Origin of the sequence: Stella humosa, from assembly GCF_006738645.1 — a bacterium.
In the GTDB taxonomy this organism is placed as follows: Bacteria; Pseudomonadota; Alphaproteobacteria; order ATCC43930; family Allostellaceae; genus Allostella; species Allostella humosa.
On record NZ_AP019700.1, the window covers coordinates 5,507,133 to 5,528,751 of the forward strand.

Sequence of the window (21,619 nt, forward strand, 5' to 3'; positions counted from 1 at the left end):
GCCATCCTAGCTTGGATCGCGTCTATGCCTCGACGAACAGTTCGTCCGGGGCCGAGACCCGGGCACGCATGGCAACGCGCAGCTTCGACATCGCCCGGTTCTCGAGCTGGCGCACCCGCTCCTTGGACACGCCCAGCGAGCGGCCGAGATCTTCCAGCGTTGCCCCCTCGTCGACGAGCCGGCGCTCGCAGATGATGCGGCGTTCGCGCGGGGAAAGTTCGTCCAGCGCCTCGGCCAGCCAGCGTGAGCGGGATGCCGTGTCTCGCATGCCAATCACCACCTGCTCGGGGTCCGGCCGCGGATCGGATAGGAAGTCCTGCCAGGACTGCTCGCCCGTCTCGCCCGCCGGCGCGCTCAGCGACTGGTCGGCGGCCGACAGCCGCATCTCCATCACCTGGACGTCGTTGATGGACACCTTCAGCGCCTCGGCGATGCGGCGGCTGGTCTCGCCCGACATGCCGTTCAGCTCGGTATCGGCGATACGCGCCCGCAGGCGGCGCAGGTTGAAGAAGAGGGATTTCTGGGCGGCCGTCGTGCCCGTGCGGACGATGGACCAGTTGCGCAGGACGAAATCCTGCATGGCCGAGCGGATCCACCAGGCGGCATAGGTCGAGAAACGGACCTCGCGCCCGCTGTCGAACCGCTCGGAGGCCTGCATCAGGCCGACATTGCCTTCCTGGATCAGGTCGCCCATCGGCAGGCCGTAGTGGCGGAAACGGCCGGCCATGCTGATCACCAGCCGGGTGTAGGCGGTCACCAGCTCGTGCAGCGCGCGATCGTTGCGCTCGTCGCGCCAGCGCCGCGCCAAGTCGGATTCATGATCCCGGCTGAGAATCGGCGCCCGCATCGCCGTGCGGATGAATGATGCGTTGGCACGCTGCGTTTCGGCATCGTCGAGATGGGCCATCGATCGTCCTCCGCAATCCTTTACGCGGAGGGCGGTCCACCGGATCAACGTCCCGTTGGCCGCATCGTTCCGGCCGCCCGGGTGACGGTGGACCGCCCACCACGCAAACCCGTGGGCGAAACCATCGTCATCCTGGGACGAACCGGCCGATTCCCGTGATCAATCCGCCATCACGATCCCGTGACGCGGTGCAGCATGTCTATTCCGCTGCGGCTGCCACCGGGGCGCCGGTTTCCACCGGCACGCGCGCCTCACCCGCAAGGACATCGAGCACATCGGCCAGCGCCATCGTCTCCTGGTCGGGGCGGCCGAGCCGGCGGATGGAGACGGTCCGTTCCTCGGCCTCGCGCTTCCCGACCACGACCATGACCGGCACCTTGGCCAGGCTGTGCTCGCGGACCTTGTAGTTGATCTTCTCGTTGCGCCGGTCGAGCTCCACCTGCAGGCCGCGGCCGCGCAGCAGGCCCGCCACTTCCTGGGCGTAGTCGTCGGCGTCCGAGACGATGGTCGCGACGGCCACCTGGGTCGGGGCGAGCCACAGCGGCAGGCGGCCGGCATAATGCTCGATCAGGATGCCGATGAAGCGCTCGAACGAGCCGAAGATCGCCCGGTGCAGCATCACCGGATGGTGCTTCTGCCCGTCCTCGCCGACATAGAAGGCGCCCAGCCGCTCGGGCAGCACGAGGTCGACCTGGAGCGTGCCGCACTGCCAGTCGCGGCCGATGGTGTCGCGCAGGGTGAATTCGAGCTTCGGGCCATAGAAGGCGCCTTCGCCCGGGTTCAGCACATAGGCCAGGCCCGAGGCGTCGCAGGCCGCCTTCAGCGCCGATTCGGCCTTGTCCCACACCGCGTCGGCGCCGTGCCGCTGCGGCGGCCGGTCGGCCAGCTTCACGAACACGTCGGTAAAGCCGAGGTCGCGATAGACGCCGAGCAGCAGGCTGCAGAAGGCCGTGCTCTCGGAGATGATCTGGTCCTCGGTGCAGAAGATGTGGGCGTCGTCCTGCACGAAGTTGCGCACCCGCATGATGCCGTGCAGCGCCCCGCCCGGCTCGAAGCGGTGGCAGGAGCCGAACTCGGCCATGCGCATCGGCAGGTCGCGGTAGCTCTTCAGGCCCTGATTGTAGATCTGGACATGGCAGGGGCAGTTCATCGGCTTCAGCGCGAAGATCCGTTCCTTCGGATTCTCGGCATAGGCGCGCACACCCTCCTCGTTCTCGGAGATGTACATGTTCTGCCGGAACTTCTCCCAGTGGCCGGACGCCTCCCACAGCTTGCGGTCGACCAGCTGGGGCGTCTTCACCTCGACATAGCCGGCGGCATCCAGCCGTTCGCGCAGCCAGGCCTCCAGCTTGCGATAGAGGCGCCAGCCCTTGGGATGCCAGAAGACCATGCCGGCCGCCTCTTCCTGCTGGTGGAAGAGGCCCATTTCTCGGCCCAGGCGGCGGTGGTCGCGCTTCTCGGCCTCTTCGAGCTGGGTGAGGTAGGCCTTCAGCTCCTTGTCGCTGGCCCAGGCGGTGCCGTAGACACGCTGGAGTTGGGCATTGCGATGGTCGCCGCGCCAATAGGCGCCAGCCAGCTTCATCAGCTTGAACGCCTTGCCCAGGCGCCCCGTCGAGGGCAAGTGCGGGCCCCGGCAGAGGTCGAGGAACGCGCCCTGGCGATAGAGCGTGATGACGTCGTCGGCCGGCAGATCGGCGATGATCTCGGCCTTGTACTTCTCGCCTATCGACAGGAAGTAGGCGACCGCGTCGTCGCGGTTCCAGACCTCGCGGTGGATCGCCTCGTCGCGGTCGACGATCTCGCGCATGCGCTCCTCCATCCGCGCCAAGTCATCCGGCGTGAAGGGGGTCTCGCGATAGAAGTCGTAGTAGAAGCCGTTTTCGATCGACGGCCCGATCGTCACCTGGACGTCGGGGTAGAGCTCCTTGGCGGCCTCGGCCAGCGCGTGGGCGGCATCGTGGCGCAGCAACTCCAGCCCATCGGGCTGGTCGCGCGTGACGATGGCGACGGTGGCGTCGGTATCGATGGTGCGGGTGAGGTCCATGAGCGCGCCGTCGACGCGCATGGCGACGGCGGCCTTGGCGAGGCCCTTGCCGATGCTCTCCGCGAGCGCCAGTCCCGTCGGCGGCGCATCGAACGCGCGCACCGATCCATCGGGAAGCGAAATCTGCACCATCACTCTCTACTCCTGCGCCGGCCGTTGTCGGAGCCCGGCGGCCGGGCGGCCCTACACGCGCATTGTGTCGGGCAGGCCCTTGGCCGGGGCGTCTTCGGGCCGGTGGCCCTGGATGTCGTCGAGCGCCGCCACCACCGCATCGAACGCGAGAAGAATCGACCCGTGGCGCGACTTGAATCGCTGCGCCGGGGCGAGGGCGGCCAGCTCGGCCCACTCGCCCGCGGGCGGCGATGCGCCCTCCTTTAGCATCGCCCTGAGCGTCTTGGCCACCGCCCGCATGTCGCCGGCCGGCTGGCCGACCACATGCCGGGCCATGATGGAGGCCGATGCCTGGCCCAGCGTGCAGGCCCGCACGGTCTGGCCGAAGTCGACGATCCGGTCGCCGTCCATGGCGAGGTCGACGGTGACCCGGCTGCCGCACAGCGGGCTGGTCATCGTCACGGTCGCCGCAGGCGCCGCCAGCCGCTGCGTCCGCGGAATGTCGGCCGCCAGTGCCTTGACCTGGTCGCTGTACAGGGATTCGACGCTGCTTGCCGTCATCGGGGATGTGTCCGCATCAGGTGCCTGGGCTTTAAGTGGCCCCGGCTGGCGGCGGGGTCAATTCTCTTGGCTGGAACCGCTTAGCCCAGGGTCGCGTTCGCTTTCCATGACGACAAGCACGAAACCCGCCCCGCAGCCCGCCGCCGAGCGGCCGGCCACTCCCCCCAAGCCAGCCGAGGACGTTCCAGGCCACGACCATACGGTCCCCGACGAGGACGACCATCGCCAGATCAGCCGCAACGACCTGGAAAAGGGCCGCCCCAAGAACACCGGCCGCGAGGGCGCCTGACGCCCATCCGTACGGATAGGGTCAACCTGGATAGGGATGATGGTCCAGCCAGTGCCGGGCGATGTCGGCGCGCCGGCAGACCCATACGCCCGCATGGCGCCCGACATGGTCGAGGAAGCGCATCAGCCCGGCCGCCCGCGCCGGATGGCCGATCAGCCGCTGGTGCAACCCGACCGACATCATCTTCGGGCTGGTCGCGCCCTCGGCGTACAGAACGTCGAAGGCATCCCGCAGGTAGGTGAAGAAGTCCTCACCCGTTCCGAACACGCCGCGGCCGAACTTGGCGTCGTTGTTCGACAGCGTATAGGGGACGATCAGGTGCGGCTTGCCCTGGACCCTCGTCCAGTAGGGCAGGTCGTCGTTGTAGGCATCGGAGTCGTAGAGAAAGCCCCCCTCCTCGACCAGCAGCCGGCGGGTGTTCACGCTGGGCGAATAGCGGCAGTACCAGCCGATCGGACGCTCCCCCACCGTTTGCTTCAGGGAGGCCACGGCGCGGCGGATATGGTCGCGCTCCTCGTCTTCCGACAGCTCGAAATGCTTGACCCAGCGCCAACCATGGCAGCACACGTCCCACCCGGCGTCGCGGATGGCGGCGGCCGCCGGCGGATGGCGCTCGAGCGCCAGCGCGCAGCCGAACACCGTCAGCGGCAGGCCGCGCTCCTGCAGGATGCGCCGCACCCGCCAGAAGCCGACACGGCTGCCATACTCGAACATGCTCTCGCCGGCGAGATCGCGGCCCTTCAGGGGCGCAGTCTGGCTCGCCCCTTCGGTCAGCGCCGTTTCGGTGTAGCCGTCCCCGTCGTCGATCGAATATTCCGAACCCTCCTCGAAATTGAGCACGAAGTTGAGCGCGATCCGGGCGCCGCCCGGCCATTTCGGATCGGGCGGGCTGGCGCCATAGCCGATCAGATCGCGATTGCTCGTCTCAACCATCCGGGGCTCCTGTCGGTCATTTCCAGGGAAGATAGCCGAGCCCGGTCAGCCACAGCAGGGCCAGGGCCATCGATGCGATCGTCATAGGCACCCCGCAGGCGGCATGGGTGCGGAAGGTCAGGCGCACTCCGACGGCAGCCGCACGCTCGGCCACGATGATGTTGGCGAGGCTGCCCACCAGGAGCAGGTTGCCGGCCAGCGTCGACAGCAGCGCCAGGGAATAGAGCAGGCCCGGCCCGGCGTCGGGAACGATCTTCAGGAACAGCATGACCGCGGGGACATTGCCGACCGTATTGCTGCCGGCCAGTGCCAGCGTCGTCAGCACAGCCGGATCGGCCACCGGCAGGCCATGGCCGGCCAGCCAGGCGAGCCCGGCGGCCGGCAGCCCCGTCTGGCTGAAGGCGGCGGTGACGACGAAGAGGCCGGCGAACAGCACCAGCAGCGACCAGTCGACGAGGCCCAGGATGGCGCGCGTCGCCAGGTTGCGCGACAGCAGCATCAGCCCGCCGATGATGAGGACCGATTCGGCCTGCGGCAGCGGGCTGGCGAAGAGCGCCAGCAGGGCCAGCGTCGCCAGCCCCGCCCAGGCCAGTTCCAGCCGGTCGACGCGGGGCGTGGGAAGCCCGCCCTGGACCGGGGCCGACCATCGCCCGCGCCAGACCAGCAGCACGGTGACATGAACCACCACCAGCGACAGCACGGCCGGCGGGCCGCAGGCCAGCAGGAAGTCGAAGAAGTCGAGCCGCCCGGTCTGGCCGATCAGGATGTTCTGCGGGTTGCCGATCATGGTGGCGGCCGAGCCGGCATTGGCCGCCCCCGCCAGCGCGATCAGGAACGGGCGCGGGTCAAGCCCGCGCGCACCCAGGCCCAGGCACAGCAGCGGCGTCATCGCGAAGACCACGACGTCGTTCGACAGCACGGCCGACAGCAGGCCGGTGACCGCGACGGTGAGGGCGAGCAATGCCACCGGGCCGGCGCGCGCGGCTGCGATGCGGGCGACGCACCAGTCGTAGAAGCCGCTCTCGGCGAAGCGCGCCGACAGGATCATCAGCCCGAACAGCACGAAGAGGGTCGGGAAATCGATCGCTTCCAGGGCTGCGGCCGGCGTCACCGCGCCGGCCAGGCCCAGGCCCATCCCGCCGATGAGGGCGATGCCGGTGCGATCGAGGCCAAGGCCGGGCCAGCGCCCGAGCGCCATCCCGGCATAGACCGCGACGAAGACGATGACGACGAGCAGGGTCAAGGGAGGAGCGATCGCCTGGGGGACGCGGGGATGGCAGCCATCCTATCATCAGGCCGATGAGCGAATCGCCTGCCGCGTTGCTGCTCGCGCACGAACCCTGGATTCGGATCGGCGTCTTTGCGGTCGTGCTGGCAGCGGCTGTGGCGGCGGAGGCGTTATGGCCCCGCCGCCGCCGAATCCTGCCGCGCTCGCGGCGCTGGCCCGGCAACCTCGGGATCGTCATGGTCGACACGATCCTGGTGCGGCTGGCCTTCCCGGTCGCCGCCGTCGGTGTCGCCCTGCTGGCGGAGCGCCACGGCTTCGGGCTGTTGAACCTGCTGCCGCTGCCGGGTTGGCTGGCAATCGTCCTGGCGGTGGTGGCGCTCGACCTGGCGATCTGGGCCCAGCATGTGCTGTTCCACCGCGTGCCACCCTTGTGGCGCCTGCACCGCATGCATCATGCCGACCAGGATCTCGACGCCACCACCGGGGTCCGTTTCCACCCGATCGAGATCGCGCTGTCGATGGCGATCAAGCTGGCCGTGGTGGCCGCATTGGGGGCCCCCGCGGCGGCCGTGGTGATCTTCGAGGTGCTGCTGAACGCGACCGCGATCTTCAGCCACGCCAACCTGCGCCTGCCGGCCTGCGCCGACCGGCTGCTGCGCCGGGTGGTGGTCACGCCCGACATGCACCGCGTCCACCACTCGCAGCACCCGGACGAGACCGACAGCAATTTCGGCTTCAACCTGCCCTGGTGGGACCGGCTGTTCGGCACCTACCGCGCCCAACCGCGGGACGGGCATGCGGGCATGGCGATCGGTCTGGCCACTTGGCCGGACCCGGCCGAGCAGCGACTCGACCGGATGCTGACGCAGCCGTTCCGCGCACCCCCGCCGGCGCCGTCGGTGGTTTCGGTTGCGGCCGCGAAGACATTCCACTAGCGAAGCCGGCAGTTCCAACGCCAGCGGGGAGCCCATGGCCGCGTTCGACGCCGAGTCCTATGTCACGGCAGAATTCGCCGAGCACGCGGCCGTGCAGCAGGCCACGCCGGTCGCCGTGCGGGCGGGGCTGCTGCGCCTGGTCGAGATCTGCGCCACCGCGGTCGAGGCGGGCGGCAAGATCCTCTTCTTCGGCAATGGCGGCAGCGCCGGGGACGCCCAGCACCTGGCGACCGAACTGGCAGTGCGCTACCAGCGCGACCGGGCGCCGATCGCCGCCATCGCGCTGACCACGGACAGTTCGGCACTGACCGCCATCGGCAACGACCTGGGCTTCGAACAGCTCTTCGCCCGCCAGGTGCAGGCGATCGGGCGAGCCGGCGACGTCGCCATCGGCATCACCACGTCGGGCCGCAGCGCCAACGTCGCCCGCGGGCTCGAGGCCGCGCGCGCGATCGGCATGCACGCCGCCGCCTTCTCGGGCGGGACCGGCGGAACGCTGGCCGGGCTGGCCGATCCCCTGATCCTCGTGCCGTCGACCACGACGGCGCGGATCCAGGAAATGCACATCACCATCGGCCAGATCCTGTGCGGGGCGCTGGAGCGGCGTCTCGGCCTGGTCTGATCCGGCAAGCGGCGGACCCCAGCGATGACCCAGGCACACAACGCCGATCTCGCCCAGCGCATCGACCAACTCGCCCGCGTGCGGGTGCTGTGCGTCGGCGACGTCATGCTCGACCGCTACATCTACGGCTCGGTCGAGCGCATCTCGCCGGAAGCGCCGATCCCGGTCCTGCGCATCCAGCGCGAGTCGGACATGCTGGGCGGTGCCGGCAACGTCCTGCGCAACCTGCTGGCGCTCGGGGCGGAGGTTTGCTTCCTGTCGGTCGTCGGCGACGACCCGGCCGGCCGCGAGATCCAGGCGATCATCGCCGCCGAGGAGCGGGTCGAGCCGCACCTGTTGTCGGAGCGCGCGCGCACGACGCCGATCAAGACCCGCTACGTCGCCGGCCAGCAGCAACTCCTGCGGGCGGACCGCGAGACGGTGGCGCCGATCGCCGAGGCCCTGCGCGAGGATCTGGTGCACCTGGCCCGCTCCGCCGCTACGGAGCAATCGGTCGTGGTCCTCTCGGACTATGACAAGGGAGTGTTGCGGCAGGGGGTGGCGGCCGGCGTCATCGCGGCTGCCCGCGCCGCCGGCAAGATCGTCATCGTCGACCCCAAGGGCTCGGACTACACGCGCTATCGCGGCGCCAACGTACTGACCCCCAACCGGCGCGAACTGGCCGAGGCGACCGACATGCCGGTCGGCACGGCCGAGGAGATCGTGACCGCGGCCCGCCGACTGATCGGCCGGCTCGACCTCGACGCGCTGCTGGTGACCCGCAGCCAGGACGGCATGACGCTGGTGGAGCGCGATGGCGCGATCCACCACCTGCCGGCCGAGGCCCGCGAGGTGTTCGACGTTTCCGGCGCCGGCGACACGGTGCTGGCCGCCTTCGCGACGGCGATCGGCGCCGGCTTCTCGTTCCGCGATGCGGCCCGCTTGGGCAATGTCGCGGCCGGCCTGGTGGTCGGCAAGATCGGCACCGCCGTCGCCCATTCGGTCGAGCTGATGCGGGCGCTGCGGGCGGGCGACATCGGCCGCAGCAACGTGAAGGCGCTGCCCTTCGCCGCCGCACTCGATCGCGTGCGCGGCTGGCGGCAGGAGGGGCTGTCGGTCGGCTTCACCAACGGCTGCTTCGACCTGCTGCATCCCGGCCACATCGCCATGCTGAAGGCCGCGCGCGCGACCTGCGACCGGCTGGTCGTCGGCTTGAACGCCGACGAGTCCGTCGCCCGCCTGAAAGGCCCCAACCGGCCGGTGCAGAACGAGGGCGCGCGCTCGACGGTGCTGGCCTCGCTGGCCGACGTCGACCTGGTCGTCATCTTCACCGAGGACACGCCGCAGAACCTGATCGAGGCGGTCCGGCCCGACGTGCTGATCAAGGGGTCCGACTACACCATCGACCAGGTGGTGGGGGCGGACTTCGTCCAGGCCTCGGGCGGTCGCGTGGTCCTGGTCGACCTGGTTCCCGGCTTCAGCACCACCGCCACGGTCGCCAAGCTGATCGGCTGAGCCCGCGCTACGACGAGCGCGCGCGGGATGCCCAGATCGCCGCCAGGAACAACCCCTTGGCGCGTGGCAGCACGAGCAGGCAAAGCGCAAGCGACACCGTGACCAGCAGGGCCGTGATCGCCCAGTCCGGCATGCTGCCGTAGCGGACGAGCGCCAGGGCGAGCGGCGCCACCAGGTGCCCGACGATCAGGATAGTGAGCCAGGGCGGGGCATCGTCCGCCCGCAGCTCGCCCCACGCCTCGCCGCAGACGGCGCAGCGGTCGACCTGACGCAGGTAGGTTGCGAACAGCCGGCCCTGGCCGCAGTTCGGGCAGCGCCCGCGGAGCGCGCGCCGGATCGACAGGAATGTATCGCGCCGTTCGCCCTGGATCATCGCCATGGCCATCCATCGCCCCTTTGGCCCGGTCTGTCCATGGCAGCCCGCCTATGACAGCAGCGCCGGTTCCAGGTCGTGACGGCCGGGGTCCTCCAGGCGGCCTAGGCGGAGGGAGGCGGTCAGGGCAAAGCGCAGCGTCACCGCCCGCCGCCTGGCGGCCACCACCGGGTGGCGCGGCGCCTCGCGCACCAGGGCGGCTCCGAAGCCGTCGGCGATCAGCAGGCCGGCATCCTCCGGCAGGGCCGGCAGCGGAAAACCGGAGGGGACGGCGAACAGCAGCGCGTCGCAGAAATCGCGATACTCGGGCCATTTGCGGTCGGCTCGCAGGTCGGCCAGCGAGGTCTTCACCTCGACGATGACGATCTCGCCGCGGCGATCGATGCCGGCCACGTCGGCGCGTCGCCCCGATGCCAGGACCAGCTCAGTGACGGTCGCGAAGCCCAGATCGCCCAGCGCCCGCCGTACGCCCCGGGCCAGCAGGCGGGCCAATGCCGGTTCGGCTTCGGGGCCGGCCATGCGACCGTCAGCCGCGGTCCCGCGCCACCGCCACGCCCGGGACCCGGGTGTAGCGCCACACGGCGGCCGGCGGCACGTTGCGCCAGACGCGGCAGACGCGGCGGCCCTGGACGGCGAAATGCCGCAGCGGGATCGGCGAGACGACGCCATAGGTGAACTGGATGAAGCGGCCATCCGGATGCAGGATCTCGAACCCGCCTTCCACCACCCGGCGCACCAGGCTGCGCGGCAGGGACACCAGCGGCAGGCAGGAGACGATGGCCGACAGGGTCTCGACCCCCTCGGCCTGCATCAGCGCCGGCAGCTCGCCGGCATCGCCCTCGATGACGCGGATGGCCGGGAAGCGCTGGCGCAGCACGGCCGCCATGGCGGGATCGCGCTCCAGTGCCAGGAACCGCTCGGGCGGTACGCCCGATTGCAGCAGGGTGGCGGTGATCGGGCCGGTGCCGGCACCCAGCTCGACGATGGCGCCCGGCACCGACAGGTCGAGCTGGGCCGCCATCGCCCGCCCCAGGCTGCGCCCGCTGGGCCAGACCGAGCCGATGCGCGTCGGCGCCTGCACCCACTTCCACAGGAAGAGGGCGGCATCCCGTCGCGAACGGCCGGGCGATGGGGCATCCCCGTGGTGCGGCTGGTCTTGCATCAGGACGGAACGGCTTTCTGCGAGGGAACGTTGCCGGCAACCTAGCCGGCGGACGATGACCGGACAACGACACCACCGCCGGCCCTGGCAGGCGGTCGCCCAGCCCCACCATCCATTCACGCCGAAGTGTCGTCACGGCGACGCGGTTTTGCCGTAGGCTGGGGCCAGGTCGAAAAGCAGCGGATCGGGGAAAGCACCATGCCGGAACAGGCAGACCGACTGAAGGACGAACGGATCGCGCAGGCAGCCGGACTGGCCGCCCAACGCCTGTCCGGCACACAGGCCGAGGCGGCGGCCCGGTTCGTCCAGCTGTTCGCCCGCAACATGGCGCCCGAGGACGTCGCCGCCTTCGCACCCGAAGACCTGTACGGGGCGGCGCTCAGCCTGCTTGCGTTCGCCGGGCAGCGCCCGGCAGGCAGCGCCAAGGTGCGCGTGCTCAGCCCCCGGGCCGATTCGGAGGGCTGGTCCTGCCGCCACGCGGTGGTCGAGATCGTCAACGACGACATGCCGTTCCTGGTCGATTCGCTGGTGGCCGAGCTGCAGCGCCAGGAGGTGGCCGTCCATCTCGTGGTCCATCCGGTCATCGCCGTCGAGCGCGAGGGCGAGCGGCTGGTATCGGTCGGCACCGGCCAGGCCCGCGAATCGATGATGCATATCGAGATCGCCACGCAGGCCGACCCGGCCCGGCATGAACAGATCCGCGCCAGCCTGCTGGAGGTGCTGGCTGATGTCCGTCGCGCCGTCACCGACTGGCCGGCGATGCGGGAGCGGATGGCGGCCGCACAGAAGACGCTGGCCGCCGAGGGCGGCAGCCTGCCAGCGGACGAGCGCGCGGAGGCCGACGCCTTCCTCGACTGGCTCGTCCATAACCATTTCACCTTCCTCGGCTGCCGCGACTATGCGTTTGGCGTGGCCGACGACAATGGCGCCGGCATCGCCATCGTCCCCGGGTCCGGGCTGGGCGTGCTGGCGGAGGAGGCAGCCCCGCTGTTCGACGGGCTGCGCCACTTCACCGCCCTGCCGGCCGAGGTCCAGGACTTCCTGCGCCAGCCGACCGCACTGGTGGTCACCAAGGCCAGCCACCGTGCGCGCGTCCATCGTGCGGCACCCATGGACGTGATCGCGGTCAAGCGCTTCGACCAGTCGGGGGTGCCCACGGGCCTCAGCGTCTTCACGGGCCTCTATACCTCGCAGGCCTACAGCGGCAGTTCGCGCACCATCCCGATCCTGCGCCGCAAGGTGCTGCGGGTGATCGACCGTGCCGGCTTCGACCCGCGCAGCCACGACGGCAAGGCGCTGCAGCACATCCTCGACACCTATCCCCGCGACGAACTGTTCCAGATCGACGAAGCGACCCTGTTCGCGATCGCGCGCGGCATCATGCATCTGGAGGAGCGGCCGCGGGTGGCGCTGTTCGTGCGCCCCGATCCGTTCGAGCGCTTCGTCTCCTGCCTCGTCTATGTGCCGCGCGACCGCTTCGATACCGCGCTGCGCCAGCGCTTCCAGGCGATCCTGGCCGCCGCCTTCGCGGGTGAGGTCGTCTCGTTCAACACGCATCTGGGCGAGTCGGCGCTGGCCCGCGTGCATTTCGTCGTGCGCACGACGCCCGGCGCCATCCCGGCCTATTCCGCCGACGAGATCGAAAAGTTACTGACGGAGTCCGGCCGGTCATGGCGCGACCGGCTGAAGGAAGCGCTCGACGCACGCATGGGCGAGACCGAGGTGCAGGCGACCCTGGCCCACTGGGGCGACGCCTTCCCGGCCGGCTATCGCGAGCGGTTTTCCGCATCGGTCGCGGTGACCGAGATCGACCGGGCGCTGGAGGCGCGTGCCCGCGGCCTGGCCCTGCACCTGTTCCGGCCGGTCGAGATGCCGGCCGCCGAGGTCCGGCTGAAGGTCTATCACCCGGACGCGGCGATGCCGCTCTCCGACATCATCCCGGTGCTGGAGAACCTGGGCTTCCGGGTGTTGAACGAGATACCGGACACCCTGCGCCCGGCCGATGGCGGATCTGCCGTCTGGATCCATGATTTCGGGCTGTCCGCGCCCGACGGCGCCGATCTCGACATCGAGGCGCTGCGGCCGCTGATCGAGGACGGCTTCCGCGCCGTGTGGACGGCGCTGGCCTCCAACGACGGCTTCAACCGCCTGATCCGGGTGGCGCGCCTGTCCTGGCCGGAAGCCCGCATCCTGCGCCTCTATGCCCGCTACCTGCGCCAGGTCGGGTTCCCGCTGAGCCAAGCGTTCGTCGAAGACACGCTGGTCGCCCAGCCGCGCCTGGCCCGCCTGTTGGTCAACCTCTTCACCGCCCGCTTCAACCCGGCCGCGGCCACCGACCGGCTGACCCGGGCAGCCGGCGTCGTCGAGGCGATCGAGCATGCGCTGGACGCCGTGCAGAGCCTGGAGGAGGACCGCACGCTGCGCGCCTTCCTGACGCTCATGCGGGCGACCCTGCGCACCAACCACTACCAGCAGGACGCGGACGGGCGGCCCAAGACCTACCTGTCGGTCAAGCTCGACAGCCAGGCGATCGACTTCCTGCCGCTGCCCAAGCCGATGGTCGAGGTCTTCGTGCATTCGCCGCGCACCGAGGCGATCCACCTGCGCGGTGGCAAGGTCGCCCGCGGCGGCATCCGCTGGTCGGACCGGCGCGAGGATTTCCGTACCGAGATCCTGGGGCTGATGAAGGCCCAGATGGTGAAGAACGCCGTCATCGTCCCGGTCGGCTCCAAGGGCGGCTTCGTCGTCAAGCAGCCGCCGGCGACGGGTGGCCGCGAGGCGCTCCAGGCCGAGGTCGTCCACTGCTACCGCACCCTGATGCAGGGCCTGCTCGACATCACCGACAACCTGGTCGACGGCGCCGTTGTGCCGCCGGCCGACGTCGTGCGCCACGACCAGGACGACCCCTATCTCGTGGTCGCCGCCGACAAGGGCACGGCCACCTTTTCCGACATCGCCAACGGCATCGCCGGCCAGTACGGTTTCTGGCTGGGCGACGCCTTCGCCTCGGGCGGCTCCAAGGGCTACGACCACAAGGCCATGGGCATCACCGCGCGCGGCGCGTGGGAGGCGGTGAAGCGGCATTTCCGCGAGGCCGGCACCGACATCCAGACCACCGCCTTCACGGTCGTGGGCGTCGGCGACATGTCGGGCGACGTCTTCGGCAACGGCATGCTGCAATCCCGCGCCATCCGCCTGCTGGCGGCCTTCGACCATCGGCACATCTTCATCGATCCCAAGCCCGATGCGGAGCGCAGCTACGAGGAGCGCCAGCGCCTGTTCGCCCTGCCGCGGTCGAGCTGGGCCGACTATGACCGCAGCCTGATCTCGGCGGGCGGCGGCGTCTTCGAGCGCAGCGCCAAGTCGGTCGCCGTCAGCCCCGAGATCGGCCAGCTTCTCGGCATCGGCCGCGAGCGTGTCACCCCGGCCGAGCTGATGCGCGCGATCCTGCAGGCCGACGCCGACCTTCTGTGGTTCGGCGGGATCGGGACCTTCATCAAGGCGGCCGAGGAAAGCCACGCCGATGCCGGCGACAAGGCCAACGACGCCATCCGCATCGACGGCGCCGAGGTGCGCGCCCGCGTCATCGGCGAGGGCGCCAACCTGGGCGTCACCCAGCGCGGGCGGATCGAGTATGCGCTGAAGGGGGCCGGGGGCAAGGGCGGGGCGATCAACACCGACGCCATCGACAATTCGGCCGGCGTCGACACCTCCGACCATGAGGTGAACATCAAGATCCTGCTGGATGCGGTGGCCGCCGCCGGCGACCTGACCGGCAAGCAGCGCGACCGGCTGCTGGTGGAGATGACCGACGAGGTGGCGGGCTTGGTGCTGCGCCACAACTACCTGCAGACACAGGCGCTGACGGTCGAGCAGGCGGAAGCGCCCGTCCTGCTGGCCGCGCACGGCCGAGCGATGCAGGCGTTCGAGCAGCGTGCCCGCCTCGACCGCGCGGTCGAGCTGCTGCCCGACCGGGCCGGACTTGCCCGCCGCGCCCAGGACAAGGCCGGGCTGACTCGCCCCGAACTGGCGGTGCTGCTGGCCTATTCCAAGATGGCGATGTTCAACGCCATCGTCGCCTCGCCCCTGCCCGACGATCCGGGGCTCGACGACGACCTGCTCGACTATTTCCCCCAGCCCATCGAGGACCGGCTGCCCGACGCCTGCCGCAGCCACCGGCTGCGGCGCGAGATCGTGGCGACCGTCGTCACGAACGCGCTGGTCAACCGTGCCGGCATCGCCTTTGCCTCCTCGGTCGCCGATGCGACCGGGGCCGACTGGGCCGACATCGCCCGCGCATGGCTGGCCGCCCGCGACATCTTCCGCCTCGATGCCTATTGGGCCGCCGTCGAAGCGCTGGACGGCCAAGTGCCGGCCGGGACCCAGACCGGCCTGCTGCTGACGGCGCGCCAGCTCGTCGAGGCGGCGATGCCGCACCTGCTGGCGGCGGTCGCGCGCGATCCCAGCCTGGGATCGGTCGTGGCCCGCTACGCGTCCGGGGCAGCGGCCGTCGAAGCTGATCTGGCGTCACTGCTGCCGGCAGACCAGGCCCAGGCACTGGCCGTCCGCATCGCTGCCATCGCCGATAGCGGCGTACCGGAAGATCTGGCCCGGCAGGCGGCGGCCTTCGAGCGGTTGGCCGCCGCCCTGCCGATCGCCGACCGCGCGGCGACGGCCGGTGCACCGTTCGAACGGGTGGCACGCCTGCATTTCGCGATCGACGCCCGCTTCCACCTCGACCGGCTGATGGCCGCGGCCGATGCCATTGCCGACGGCGATGCCTGGGCCCGGCGCGCGGCATCGGCCGCCCGCGAGGACCTGGCCCATGCCCAGGACGACCTGCTGTCGGGCGTGCTGGCCATGGCTGGCGCGGACGGCGACCCGTCGGCGGCGCTGGCCGAATGGAGTGCGGCCCATGCCCAGGCGGTCCAGCGCATCGACGCCTTGTCGGCCGAGCTGGAGGCACAGCCGCGCATCGACCTCGCCATGCTGACGGTGGCGACCCGCTCGCTCCGTTCGGCGGTGGATGTCTGAGTGACGGAGCGGCGGCCGGCGGCCGCCTTCCTCGACCATGTGGCGGTCGACCGCGACGAGGCCGCCGCGATCCCGGTGCAGATCGCGCGGCGCCTGCGGGACCTGATCCTGGCGGGCGGGCTGGCGCGCGGCGCCCGCCTGCCGTCGACACGCCGCCTGGCCGCCATCCTGGCGGTGTCGCGCACCACGGCGACGGCGGCGGTCGACATCCTGGCGGCCGAGGGCTTCGTCGAGGCGCGGCACGGATCGGGCACCTATGTCGCAGCCCAGTTGCCGGCCGACCGGCTGGCCCGGGCGGCATCGCCCCCCGGACGGGCGCAGCCCGGGCCGGCCCTGTCCCGGCGCGGAGAGGTCCTGGCGGCCGGTAGCTGGATCGCGTCGGCCGGCCACCTGTTCACCCCCGGCCTGCCCGCGCTCGACGCCTTTCCCATGGGCGACTGGCGCCGTGCGCTGGTCCGCGCCCAGCGGCTGCACGGCCGCGGCCTGCTGCACCAGACCGATCGGCGCGGCTGGCCGCCGCTGCGGGCAGCCATCGCGGCCTATGTCGGGCCGGCGCGCGGCGTCGTCTGCACCCCCGACCAGGTCGTGATCCTGGCCAGCGCACGCCAGGCGGTATCGTTGGCCGGTAACCTGCTGGCCGACCCGGGTGATTCGGTATGGGTCGAGGACCCGGGCTATCCCGACGCCCATGCTGCCCTGCGCGCGGCCGGCCTGGTGCCGGTGCCGGTGCCGGTCGACGGCGCTGGGATGGACGTGGCCGAGGGCCAGCGCCTGGCGCCGGCCGCCCGCCTGGCCGCCGTCACGCCCTCGCACCAGTATCCGCTCGGCGCCATCATGAGCCTGGAGCGGCGCGTGGCGCTGCTGGACTGGGCGCGGAGCGCCGGCGCGGTCATCGTCGAGGACGATTACGATGGCGAGTTCCGCTATGGCGGCCGGCCGATCACGGCACTCTACGGCCTGGATGGCGGCGACCGCGTCCTCTATGTCGGCAGCTTCAGCAAGGCGATGTTCCCGTCGCTGCGACTGGCCTACCTGGTCGCGCCGCCCGGGCTGGCCGCCGCGGTGGCCGAAGCCCGGCGCGCCGCCCATGCCGAGCCCCCGGCTCTGACCCAGGCGGCCCTGGCGGAGTTCGTGGCGGGCGAGGCTTTTACCGCGCATATCCGGCGCATGCGCCTGCTCTACCGCGCGCGCCAGGATGCCCTGGTCGCGGCCGTGCGCCGCCACCTGGACGGGGTCCTGACCGTTGCGCCGTCGGAGGCCGGCATGCACCTCGTCGGCCACCTCCACCCCGATTTCGACGATCGTGCGGTGGCGGCAGCGGCCGGCCGCGACGGCATGGGGTTGACCGCCCTGTCGCGCTTTGCCGTTGGTAGCCGGCGCCGAAACGGCCTGGTCATGGGCTATGCCGCCCACGATTCGGCGCTCCTCGAGGACGGCGTTCGGCGCTTGGCACGGATCATCGACGCGCTGGGAAGTGGCCCGGAATATCCGTCGTAAGTGGCTGCTGTGGGAAGGCCACTCGGCCGTTAGGTTCGGCCTCTCGCCACCCCTTGCCTCGCGGACGAGCCGACCCATGGACAGCAGCAGCAAGACCGAGACCCCCGCCACCGGATCCTACAAGACGACGCCGCGGACGCGGATGCGGCGCCTGCCCAAGCGGGCGCATTACGACCGCGAGACCGTCCATGGGATCCTGGATGCGGGCTTCGTCTGCCATGTCGGCTATGCGATCGACGGTCAGCCCTATGTGACGCCCACGACCTACTGGCGGCACGAGGACCGGGTCTACTGGCACGGCTCGTCGGCCAGCCGGATGCTGCGGAACATCGCGGCCGGGGTGCCGGTCTGCTTCACGGTGACCCACATCGACGGCTTCGTCATGGCGCGGTCGGGCTTCCATCATTCCGTCAACTATCGCTCGGTCATGGCCCTGGGCGTGGCCCAGGCGGTGACCGACGCGGCCGAGAAGGAACAGGCACTCGACGCCTTCATCGAGCGGCTGTTTCCCGGCCGCACGGGCGAGCTGCGCCCGTCGACCAAGCAGGAACTGAAGGGGACCCTCGTCGTCGGCATGGACCTGGCCGAGGTATCGGCCAAGGTGCGCACCGGTCCGCCGGTCGACGACGAGCCGGACTATGCGCTGCCGGTCTGGGCGGGCGTGCTGCCGATCCGCACGACCTTCGGCCCGCCCGAGTCCGACCCGCTGCTGGCCCCCGGCATCCCGGTGCCGGACTATCTGGCGGGCTTTGCCCTGGATACCAAATGAAGAAGCGGACGGGCGATCCCTGGATGCCCGCGCCCGAATACGGACGCGGTCTGACCGGCCTCGGCGTCAACCTCCTGGTCGCCGACATCGCCGTGGCCGTCGCCTTCCAGCGCGCGGTGCTGGGAGCCGAGCCGGTCTATGCCGATGCCGATTTCGCGGTGATGCGCGGCTGTGGCGCGGAGTGGATGCTCCATGCCGACCATACCTACGACCGCCACCCGCTGCTGCGACGGACAATGGAGAACGGCGCCCGCGGCTCCGGCATGGAGCTTCGCCTGCACGGCATCGACCCCGACCGGGCGGAGGCGGCCGCCCTGGCGGCCGGCTACGAAGTCATGGCCAGCGCCGCCGACAAGCCACACGGGCTGCGCGAGGCCTACATCATCGACCCGGACGGCTATGTCTGGGTGCCCGACATTCCGCTGCGGCGGCCCGATTGAGGATCATGTCTATGACCAGCCCACTCGTCGTCCGCCCCGTCGCTCCCGGCGACCACGCCCGGTGGCTGCCTCTCTGGGAGGGATACAATACCTTCTACGAGCGGGTGGCAGCACCGGAGGTGACCGCCATGACCTGGGCGCGGTTCTTCGATTCCTACGAGCCCGTCCATGCGCTGGTGGCCGAACAGGACGGAGCCATCCTTGGCATCGTCCACTACCTCTTCCACCGCAACACCTCGATGATCGGGCCGACCTGCTACCTGCAGGACCTGTTCACCAGCCAGGCCGCGCGGGGCAAGGGCGTCGGCCGGGCGCTGATCGAGGCCGTCTACGATCGCGCCCGCCAGGCCGGGGCCGGCCGCGTCTACTGGATGACGCACGAGACCAACCGCACGGCCATGCGGCTCTACGACCAGGTGGCCGAGCGCTCGGGCTTCGTCCAGTACCGCAAGAATCTCTGACCGGCCGCCCTATCCCATCCGGCTTTCGGCCAGCCGGCGCGCCATCTCGGGCATGGCGTCACCATCGACGTTGGCGAAGGCGAAGCGGATGAAGTCCTCCTGTCCCGGGCCGAAGGCACTGCCCGGGACGGTGAGGATGCCCAGGTCCTGGGCCAGGTGGCGGGCCACGTCCTTCGACCCGCGTCCGCGATGGGGGTGGCGGACATAGGCGAAATAGGCCCCGCAGCTCACCAGCTCGTAGCCCGACGCGTTGGCGCGGAAGGCCGACTCCAGCGTCTTCACCCGCTCGCGCATCGTCCGGCGGTTGGCATCCACCCAGGGCGCCAGGTGCCCCAGGCCATAGAGGGCGGCCTCCTGCCCGATGCGGGGTGCGGCGATGGCGACGCAGTCCATCGCCTTGGTCAGCTGCTCGATCATCGCCGGGCCCGCGGTGACGGCGCCCACCCGGTGGCCCGCCATCGCGAAGGCCTTGGAGAAGCTGTAGAGCTGGATCAGCGTCTCGGACCAGTCCGGACGGGTGAAAAGGTCGTGGGCCGGGCCGTCCGTCGGCAGGAAGTCCTTGTAGGTCTCGTCCAGCACCAGGGCGATGCCGTGATCCCGCGCCAGGTCATGGAAGGCGGCGATGGCTTCCGGCGGATAGATGGCGCCGGTCGGGTTGTTGGGCGACACCAGCACGATGGCGCGCGTGCGCGGGCCGATCAGGGCGGCGGCTTCTGCCGGGTCGGGTACGCCGCCGCGGTCCGGCCGGAACGGCAGGTGCACCGCGCGGATGCCCAGCATGTCCAGCCACATCTGGTGGTTGAAGTAGTAGGGCAGCGGCAGGATCACCTCGTCGCCCGCCTCGGCCAGCGTCATCATCGCCAGGCAGAAAGCCTGGTTGCAGCCGGCCGTGATGGCGACGTTGTCGGCCGCCACCGGCCCGCCATAGGCACGGGCGATATGGTCGGCGAAGGCCGCACGCAGCGGCGCCAGACCCACGATCGGCGCGTAGCGCACGATCTCGGGATCGGCCAGGCGCTCCTGCAGGTGGCGCGTGGCCGCGGCCGGCGGCGCGTGGCGCGGCACCGCCTGGGCCATGTCGATCAACGGACGGGCGGGGGGCCGGCCGGCAAGCCAGCCATGCACCTCGGCGATCGGCGGCTCGACCACCGCGCCGAGCAGGGAATTCAAGCGATAGGCCATGATCCGGACGGGTCGTCGAAAGGGGCGGCCACCATGCGCCTATCGGCGGCCGGCGAGCAACTGGTCGAGCGCCACCCCGGCCGCCTGGATGGCCGGTTGCCAATCGCCCGCCCGTTCCTGGCGGCAGATGCGCTGGCCGGCATACCAGGGGGTCGCGCCGTCGAACCAGGACCACACCTGGCCTCGGCCGCGCGCCAGCAGCACGGCCGACGGCACGCCCAGCCCGCCCGCCACATGGGCGGTGGTGTTGCTGACCGTGACCACGGCATCGAGTGCGGCCACCTGGGCGGCCACGCCATCCAGGTCGCCCAGCGGGTCGATCGCCGGGTCGCGATGGATATCCACCCCCAGCGCCGTCCGGGCCATCGCCCGGTCGCCGTCGGTGTCGCCATATTGCAGGTCGATGAAGACGGCCGGCCGCGCCAGGATCGGTCCCCAGTCGGCCAGGCTGGACGACTTGGCGGCCGCCGCCCGCCGGTTGGCGCTGCGCCAGGACAGGCCGACGATGGGGCCCGAACCCATCCGGCGATAGCGCGCGCGGATGCCGGCAGCAGCAGCGGGGTCCGCCCGCAGGGGCGGGGCGTGCGAGAAGGCCCTGGCATCGAGCGCCCGGAGCAGGTCGACCGCGCCGCACTGGATGTCGGCCGCCATCGCCTCGGGCGCCGGCGGGTCCTGGCGGGCGGCGACCGTGAAGGCCGGGAACGAACGGGCGAAGAGGGCGGCCAGGCGCGGCGCGCATTCGAGCACGACGCGGCCGACCCGCGCCGCCGCCTCTGCCAGCAGGGCCGAGGCCCAGATTTCTTCCCCCAGTCCCTGCTCGCCCCAGACAAGGAGCGTGCGGTCGGGTGCCGCCTCGCCCTTCCAGGCCGGCTGCGGGAAAGGCCGGGGCGGGGCACCGGCCAGCGCCCAGCGCAGGTCGAGGTCGGGAAATGCTGCCTCCAGGCGGCCGGCCTTCAGCAGCGCCATCAAAAGCCGCGGCGAGCCGAAGCCCTGCTGGCGGCGCTGGGCCAGGGCCCGCTCGACCGCGATCGCCAGGGCATCGAGAGCGCCGCGCGCGTCGACGATCTCGACGAGCCGGGCCAGCAGTTCCAGGTCCTCGCCCGACCGGGCCAGCGCCCTGTGCACCGTCGCCTCCGCCTCCTCCAGCTCGCCCGCTTCGTAGAGCAGGTCGGCCAGGCGCGGCCAGGCCGGCGACGGGTCGGCCGAGCAGTCCATCGCCGCCCGCGTGTCGGCGATCGCCATGGCCAGATCGCCGACACGCTGGGCCAGGCCCGACCGCGCGAGATACGCCGACGGTTCGCGCGGTGCTGCCGGCAGCAGCCGGTCGGCCAGTGCGGCAGCGGCATCGGCACGCCCGGACTTGCCCAGCGTCACCACCAGCCCTGCCAGCATCCGCGCGGCCGCGCGCGGCAGGGCGCGGCCGTCGGCGAGGGCGGCTTGCGCCGCGGTGATCGCGCCGTCCCAGTCGCGCTGCCGGATCCGCTGCGCGGTCTGGGTCAAGGGGTCGTCCATCGCCGGCAATCTGGCATGACGGCAGGCGTGGCAGCAACGGAGCCGGGCCAACGATCCCCGATTGA

Annotated in this window: 19 protein-coding genes; 9 read left to right on the plus strand and 10 right to left on the minus strand. The window is 71.0% G+C overall.

Annotated features, from left to right (window positions below):
* Nucleotides 1-22 precede the first annotated feature (22 nt).
* The 3 genes from STVA_RS25920 to STVA_RS25930 all read right to left on the minus strand — a co-directional run bounded on the left by STVA_RS25920 (nt 23) and on the right by STVA_RS25930 (nt 3,623).
* Complete coding sequence (locus STVA_RS25920) at nt 23-907, minus strand: RNA polymerase factor sigma-32 (protein WP_123690631.1); 885 nt, start codon at nt 905-907, stop codon at nt 23-25.
* Between the two features lie 199 nt (nt 908-1,106).
* Nucleotides 1,107-3,083 carry a threonine--tRNA ligase gene (gene thrS / locus STVA_RS25925; protein WP_123690630.1) on the minus strand — a complete coding sequence of 659 codons (1,977 nt, stop codon included), beginning with the start codon at nt 3,081-3,083 and terminating at the stop codon, nt 1,107-1,109.
* Between the two features lie 51 nt (nt 3,084-3,134).
* Complete coding sequence (locus tag STVA_RS25930; protein WP_123690628.1) at nt 3,135-3,623, minus strand: iron-sulfur cluster assembly scaffold protein; 489 nt, start codon at nt 3,621-3,623, stop codon at nt 3,135-3,137.
* 106 nt (nt 3,624-3,729) lie between these two features.
* On the opposite strand from STVA_RS25930, the gene STVA_RS25935 reads away from it, so the two are divergent.
* On the plus strand, nt 3,730-3,912 hold the full coding sequence (locus tag STVA_RS25935; protein ID WP_123690626.1) for a hypothetical protein: 183 nt from the start codon (nt 3,730-3,732) through the stop codon (nt 3,910-3,912).
* A 21-nt stretch (nt 3,913-3,933) separates the two neighbouring features.
* Here STVA_RS25935 and STVA_RS25940 read toward each other — a convergent pair whose 3' ends face one another.
* Nucleotides 3,934-4,845 carry a polysaccharide deacetylase family protein gene (locus STVA_RS25940; RefSeq protein ID WP_123690623.1) on the minus strand — a complete coding sequence of 304 codons (912 nt, stop codon included), beginning with the start codon at nt 4,843-4,845 and terminating at the stop codon, nt 3,934-3,936.
* A gap of 16 nt (nt 4,846-4,861) precedes the next feature.
* Nucleotides 4,862-6,088, minus strand: a complete 1,227-nt coding sequence (locus STVA_RS25945; RefSeq protein ID WP_123690621.1) for an SLC13 family permease — start codon at nt 6,086-6,088, stop codon at nt 4,862-4,864.
* Between the two features lie 56 nt (nt 6,089-6,144).
* On the opposite strand from STVA_RS25945, the gene STVA_RS25950 reads away from it, so the two are divergent.
* The 3 genes from STVA_RS25950 to rfaE1 are packed head-to-tail and all read left to right on the plus strand — an operon-like array spanning nt 6,145 to nt 9,124.
* Nucleotides 6,145-7,008 carry a sterol desaturase family protein gene (locus STVA_RS25950; protein ID WP_123690619.1) on the plus strand — a complete coding sequence of 288 codons (864 nt, stop codon included), beginning with the start codon at nt 6,145-6,147 and terminating at the stop codon, nt 7,006-7,008.
* 34 nt (nt 7,009-7,042) lie between these two features.
* Nucleotides 7,043-7,630: an SIS domain-containing protein gene (locus STVA_RS25955; protein WP_123690617.1), complete on the plus strand. Its 588-nt coding sequence runs from the start codon at nt 7,043-7,045 to the stop codon at nt 7,628-7,630.
* Between the two features lie 24 nt (nt 7,631-7,654).
* Nucleotides 7,655-9,124 carry a D-glycero-beta-D-manno-heptose-7-phosphate kinase gene (rfaE1, locus tag STVA_RS25960; protein WP_123690615.1) on the plus strand — a complete coding sequence of 490 codons (1,470 nt, stop codon included), beginning with the start codon at nt 7,655-7,657 and terminating at the stop codon, nt 9,122-9,124.
* A gap of 7 nt (nt 9,125-9,131) precedes the next feature.
* Here the strand turns inward: rfaE1 and STVA_RS25965 are convergent, their stop codons facing one another.
* Genes STVA_RS25965 through STVA_RS25975 form a run of 3 tightly spaced genes read right to left on the minus strand, consistent with a single transcriptional unit; the run spans nt 9,132 to nt 10,659 of the window.
* A complete protein-coding gene (locus STVA_RS25965; RefSeq protein WP_123691328.1) occupies nt 9,132-9,503 on the minus strand; it encodes a DUF983 domain-containing protein in 372 nt (123 codons plus the stop codon).
* Nucleotides 9,504-9,548: 45 nt separating this feature from the next.
* Complete coding sequence (locus tag STVA_RS25970) at nt 9,549-10,016, minus strand: MmcB family DNA repair protein (protein ID WP_123690613.1); 468 nt, start codon at nt 10,014-10,016, stop codon at nt 9,549-9,551.
* Between the two features lie 7 nt (nt 10,017-10,023).
* Nucleotides 10,024-10,659, minus strand: coding sequence for a class I SAM-dependent methyltransferase (locus STVA_RS25975; RefSeq protein ID WP_123690611.1), 636 nt, complete (start codon nt 10,657-10,659; stop codon nt 10,024-10,026).
* Nucleotides 10,660-10,857: 198 nt separating this feature from the next.
* On the opposite strand from STVA_RS25975, the gene STVA_RS25980 reads away from it, so the two are divergent.
* The 5 genes from STVA_RS25980 (at nt 10,858) to STVA_RS26000 (ending at nt 18,860) form a co-directional block, all read left to right on the plus strand.
* Entirely contained in the window at nt 10,858-15,693 is a 4,836-nt protein-coding gene (locus tag STVA_RS25980; protein ID WP_123690609.1) for an NAD-glutamate dehydrogenase, read from the plus strand.
* The gene (gene pdxR / locus STVA_RS25985) at nt 15,694-17,190 is read left to right on the plus strand and encodes a MocR-like pyridoxine biosynthesis transcription factor PdxR (protein WP_197735743.1); all 1,497 of its coding nucleotides are present in this window, start codon (nt 15,694-15,696) and stop codon (nt 17,188-17,190) included.
* Nucleotides 17,191-17,266: 76 nt separating this feature from the next.
* Nucleotides 17,267-17,959 carry a pyridoxamine 5'-phosphate oxidase family protein gene (locus tag STVA_RS25990; RefSeq protein WP_123690607.1) on the plus strand — a complete coding sequence of 231 codons (693 nt, stop codon included), beginning with the start codon at nt 17,267-17,269 and terminating at the stop codon, nt 17,957-17,959.
* A complete protein-coding gene (locus tag STVA_RS25995; RefSeq protein ID WP_197735744.1) occupies nt 17,956-18,399 on the plus strand; it encodes a VOC family protein in 444 nt (147 codons plus the stop codon). Before STVA_RS25990 ends, STVA_RS25995 begins: the two co-directional genes overlap by 4 nt.
* Nucleotides 18,400-18,410: 11 nt before the next feature.
* Nucleotides 18,411-18,860: a GNAT family N-acetyltransferase gene (locus STVA_RS26000; RefSeq protein ID WP_123690604.1), complete on the plus strand. Its 450-nt coding sequence runs from the start codon at nt 18,411-18,413 to the stop codon at nt 18,858-18,860.
* Nucleotides 18,861-18,869: 9 nt separating this feature from the next.
* On the opposite strand, the gene STVA_RS26005 is transcribed toward STVA_RS26000, so the two are convergent.
* Together STVA_RS26005 and STVA_RS26010 are read right to left on the minus strand one after the other, a co-directional pair.
* A complete protein-coding gene (locus STVA_RS26005; protein ID WP_123690602.1) occupies nt 18,870-20,042 on the minus strand; it encodes an aminotransferase in 1,173 nt (390 codons plus the stop codon).
* A 39-nt stretch (nt 20,043-20,081) separates the two neighbouring features.
* Nucleotides 20,082-21,554, minus strand: a complete 1,473-nt coding sequence (locus STVA_RS26010; RefSeq protein WP_123690600.1) for a tetratricopeptide repeat protein — start codon at nt 21,552-21,554, stop codon at nt 20,082-20,084.
* Between the last annotated feature and the right edge of the window lie 65 nt (nt 21,555-21,619).